The sequence below is a fragment of the Eubacterium sp. 3_1_31 genome (assembly GCF_964249515.1).
In the GTDB taxonomy this organism is placed as follows: Bacteria; Bacillota_I; Bacilli_A; order Erysipelotrichales; family Erysipelotrichaceae; genus Longicatena; species Longicatena caecimuris.
On sequence record NZ_CAXUBY010000085.1, the window covers coordinates 1 to 4,414 of the forward strand.

Annotated in this window: 3 protein-coding genes; all 3 read right to left on the reverse strand. The window is 39.8% G+C overall.

Going from position 1 to position 4,414, the window contains the following annotated elements; translation table 11 throughout:
• Positions 1–72: 72 nt before the first annotated feature.
• The 3 genes from ACESSZ_RS16265 to ACESSZ_RS16275 all read right to left on the reverse strand — a co-directional run bounded on the left by ACESSZ_RS16265 (position 73) and on the right by ACESSZ_RS16275 (position 4,228).
• Entirely contained in the window at positions 73–1,020 is a 948-nt protein-coding gene (locus tag ACESSZ_RS16265) for a glycyl-radical enzyme activating protein (RefSeq protein WP_412293069.1), read from the reverse strand.
• Positions 983–3,331, reverse strand: a complete 2,349-nt coding sequence (locus tag ACESSZ_RS16270) for a glycyl radical protein (RefSeq protein WP_196029570.1) — start codon at positions 3,329–3,331, stop codon at positions 983–985. The genes ACESSZ_RS16265 and ACESSZ_RS16270 overlap by 38 nt, the downstream gene beginning before the upstream one ends.
• A gap of 132 nt (positions 3,332–3,463) precedes the next feature.
• On the reverse strand, positions 3,464–4,228 hold the full coding sequence (locus ACESSZ_RS16275; RefSeq protein ID WP_017144583.1) for a DeoR/GlpR family DNA-binding transcription regulator: 765 nt from the start codon (positions 4,226–4,228) through the stop codon (positions 3,464–3,466).
• Between the last annotated feature and the right edge of the window lie 186 nt (positions 4,229–4,414).

Below are 4,414 nucleotides of genomic sequence, written 5' to 3' on the forward strand. Positions count from 1 at the left end.
TTACTAGCACTTGTTTTTGTCATGCTTTTTCAATCTTTTTCAAAAATGCTTGACTTCTTAATAGTTAGCTCCTTATTCCTTAATAAATTGTTGGATGCCATGGGTTTGGGCAATGGCATAAAATTGTTCCATTCGTTCATTTGTATACAGCTTAGGATTTTCATCAAAACAATATTCCATATCCAGATAGCTATATTTGGCTTTTGCTAATGGATTGTAATTTAACAGTTCATAGCGCACCTTGGAATAGCAATTGCTGATAAAGGTGGAAATAGCCGCAATGTTGTCTGGTCTAGCGGTAAGTTTAGGAATCAATGGTGTACGTATGGTTACAACATCTTTTTTCTCACTCTGTAACAGAAAGGCGATGTTTTCTTTAATTTGCTTATTGTCAACACCAGTATAGCTTTTGTGCAAAGCACTGTCAAATACTTTCAAATCCACGTAAATCTGATCAAGATATGGCAATGCCTGTTGGATGATTTCCCAATTTGTATAAAAGGAAGATTCAATTGCCGTATGCAGCTGCTTTTTCTTACATTCTTTTAAAATCTCAATCAAAAATTCGTGCTGTAAGAAAGGTTCTCCACCGGAAATTGTAATACCGCCTTCCCTTTGAAAAAAGACTTCATCTTTTAATAGCTCTTCCATCACTTCTTCTACCGTATAACTGCGACTATCAAACTGCATCGCACGGGTAGGGCAGGCATCAACAATGCGTTCCCAATCTTCTTGCGCTTCTCGCTGTAGGCACACATGCTGCTGCTTTATGGTGACACCGCCATGCTTGGCGCATTGTACACAACTGCCGCAATGCAAACATTTGTTTTCCATATATAAGACTTGCGGCTCTTTTTTTAAGCCTTCTGGATTTTGGCACCAGACACAGCGTAAGGGACATCCCTTTAAAAACAGCGTTGTCCGAATGCCCTTCCCATCATGTGTCGCAAAGCGTTTGATATCAAACACATTGCCTCGACATTCAGACGTTGTCATAGCTTGTTCGCGCAATGATTTCATTTTGCAGCTCACCTGCCAATTCGGTAAAATATGCCGTATAGCCAGCCACACGCACGGTCAAAGAACTATATTGTTCCGGATGTTTCTGCGCGGCCAGTAAATCTTCTTTTCGCACCACATTGAATTGTACATGTGGGATTTCTAACGCTACAAAGGAGCGCAAGAAATTCGCAAATTTTTGAATACCGGTGTCTGTCTTAAAGAAGTCCGGTAAGAATTTCATATTTAATAAGCCGCCATTGCTTGTTAAATTGTTATCGATACGAGATACAGATTTCAGCACAGCAGTAGGGCCTTTCAAATCTCTGCCATAGACCGCAGACATTCCACCATCGGCTAAAGGTGTCATAGATAAGCGTCCATCCGCACTGGCACCGACATTTTCTCCCATCGGCACATGCGCACTGACCGTATACATTCCGCTATGATAAGGTCCTTTACGATAATTCGTATAAGAGCGCAGGCGCTCACGAAACTTTCTGGCCCATTTGATACCGAGTTCATCAACCCAAGCAACATCATTGCCATATTTCGGTACACGATTCAATAACATCTGGCGCATGACTTCCTGTCCTTCAAAGTTGTTATATAGTGCATTTTCCAAATCCTTAGCCAAAAGGCGTTTTTCTTCAAAGACTAGCTGTTTGATAGCTGCCATAGAATCTGCCAAATTCGCTATCTGAATCATCTGAATACCGGATAAATTATAATGTGCTCCACCGGCGGTAACATCCATGCCTTGCTTCATGCAATCATCAATAACACTGGACAAAAAAGGTGTTGGAAGAATATCGATATGCCCTTTTTCCACCTGTTCACAACAAGGAATCATGCGATCTTCAAAATGATACAGCATCTTTTCAAAAGCCGCTTCTAATTCTTCAAAGCTTTGATAAGTGCTTAGCGAACCATAATCAGGACCCATCTGTTTACCGGTTAATACATCAATGCCATGATGCAAGGTCAATTCCAATACTTTATTCATATTGAACATTGCCGCATCGCTCCACCCCAGATTATTGCCCTGTGTCGTTAATTCCACACAGCCGACTATGGCATAATCCATAGCATCCTCATGAGAAATACCAAGTTTCTCCATTTCTTGTATAATTGCCTGATCATTAAAGAATTGCGGCATGCCACTGCCTTTTGCCACAACGCGAATGGCATGATGCAAGAGTTCATCTGAAGTATGGGTATGCAAGCGTACCGATAAATTAGGCTGAGGTAAGCCTAAATCTTCTTGTGCATCTAAGAATAGATGAGAAAGATCATTTACATAATCCTTTCCCTGGGCATCTACACCACCAATCGCAATATTGAAGCCAATCGGAAAACCGGCAAAATATTTTGCGCTGTGTTGATTGCGCAAATACACGATCTCATTAAATTTCAGCCATAAACATTCAATAATTTCCAAAGCTTTCTCTTTATCTAATCGTCCTTGTTTTATATCTTTTTCATAGTATGGATACAGCGTTTTATCCAAACGTCCTGGAGAAAAGCTACTAGCATTGCTTTCCATATGCAAAACCACAAACAGCATCCAAACAGATTGAACGGCTTCATGGAAAGATTCAGCAGGTTTTTCACTCAATTTCTTACAAATCCGCGCAACTTCAAGCATATGTGAGCGATATGTTTCATCAGCAGTTGATGCACTTGATACTAATAGATCATGATAGCGCATATAGAACTTCTTTACGCCTTCCATGACTAAGATCACTGCCTCATAAAAAACTTTTTGTTCTTCCTTGCAAACAGCCAATTGCTGTTTTGCCTCCTCTAATAAACCGCTCGGCCCCTTTTCCAACCACTCTTTGACATTGGGACAAATATGCCCCTGGGCATGGTCTGTCTGATTGATTTTTACGACCTTGCCAATTGCGGATATTTCATCTCCACAGCGTTGTTTGACTACATCCTCTAAACTTTTTCCTCGCCAATAGGGAACGATAACCTCACGAAATGTTTTGATATCCTCAGGGCGTACATGAAACTTATCCTGTGGTCTAGTGGATATCGTTTCCAGTTCTCGATCTACCCAGGAAATCCCGCTTTCCGGAAAAACAACCCCGTATCGAACACCCTTGGTACGATTCCCGACTATTAATTCTTCCTGTTCTACGCCGATTTCCAATTGACATAACGCATTGTACAAAGCATGTGCACGTTTCATGATGATAGGTTCTTGCTCATGTTCCTTATATGTCTGCGTAATGATCAGTGCCTGTTCAATGCTGACATAACGAGGCTGATGAAGCATTTTTTCATTTAACGTCGTAATTCTGTTGTTTTCCTTCAGATTCATTCACACATCCTCCTTATGCCTTCATTATAGTATAATTTTTCTTATTGTCAATCATTTCTTTATTACTTTTTATTACTTTTTATTGTTTTTCTACAATAAAAAAGCTCTCTGACAGAAAGCTTCTTCTCTATCTTATGCATAGTAAAGCTGAAGATCATGTTCTGCGAATGCCTTACATACGTCTTTTGCTGGTTGTTGATTCGTAATCACTCCGGTAAAGTCTTCCAATTCCGCATAGGTATAATTTCCTAACTGGGTGAATTTCTCTTCCTCACACATCATATAGGAATTGCGGCTGCGCTTAATGATCGCCTTCTTCATCATACCATCGTTTGCCATATAAGTCATTACCGCATTCTCATGTACGTCCACACCAACAACCCCCATGAATGCTTTATCAAAGCGAAAATTTTTCACCATCTCCATAGCCAGGCTACCAATGAAACCATCCCTGCCATAATCCAATTCACCGCCAATGAAAATGACGCTCATATCACTTTTTACCAGAAGGTTCATAACATCCAACATGTTCGTCACAATAGTTATTTTCTTCGTTCCATTATTCAATAATTTCGCAAGCTCTATATTAACTGTAGAAATATCTAAAAAAATGATATCGCCATCCTGGATCATCGACATAGCTTTTTCTGCAATCCGCTGCTTTTCTGCAGTATGCACATGTTTGCGCTGTGCCGCAATCTTGCGATGCACATTTTCTTTTACCATGACTGCCCCGCCATAGGCTTTTTTTAGTTGCCCTTTTTCTTCTAATGCTGTTAAGTCCTTACGAATCAGATCTTCACTTACTTGAAACCGTTCGCTTAGTTCTTTTACACGCACTTTTCCTTTTTCATGCAACTCTTCTAAGATGAGTGATTGACGTTCCTCTACAAACATGATATCACCTGGTATATTGTAATGACTCCTCGCCGAAGTCATGTTTAACAATACCTATTTCCTTTCTGGTAGTTTCCTTTTCTATCAGCATTATACCATGATTTATCATAAATTTTTATATCTAATTTTGGATTATTCGCATAACCACTATACTTTCAAGCATTTTGGAGTATAGAAAACCATTCA

What these genes read in the sequence shown, in the direction of transcription:
- ACESSZ_RS16275 (WP_017144583.1), bottom strand. Translation starts at nt 4,228, where the DNA reads ATGTTTGTAGAGGAACGTCAATCACTCATCTTAGAAGAGTTGCATGAA.
- ACESSZ_RS16270 (WP_196029570.1), bottom strand. Translation starts at nt 3,331, where the DNA reads ATGAATCTGAAGGAAAACAACAGAATTACGACGTTAAATGAAAAAATG.
- ACESSZ_RS16265 (WP_412293069.1), bottom strand. Translation starts at nt 1,020, where the DNA reads ATGAAATCATTGCGCGAACAAGCTATGACAACGTCTGAATGTCGAGGC.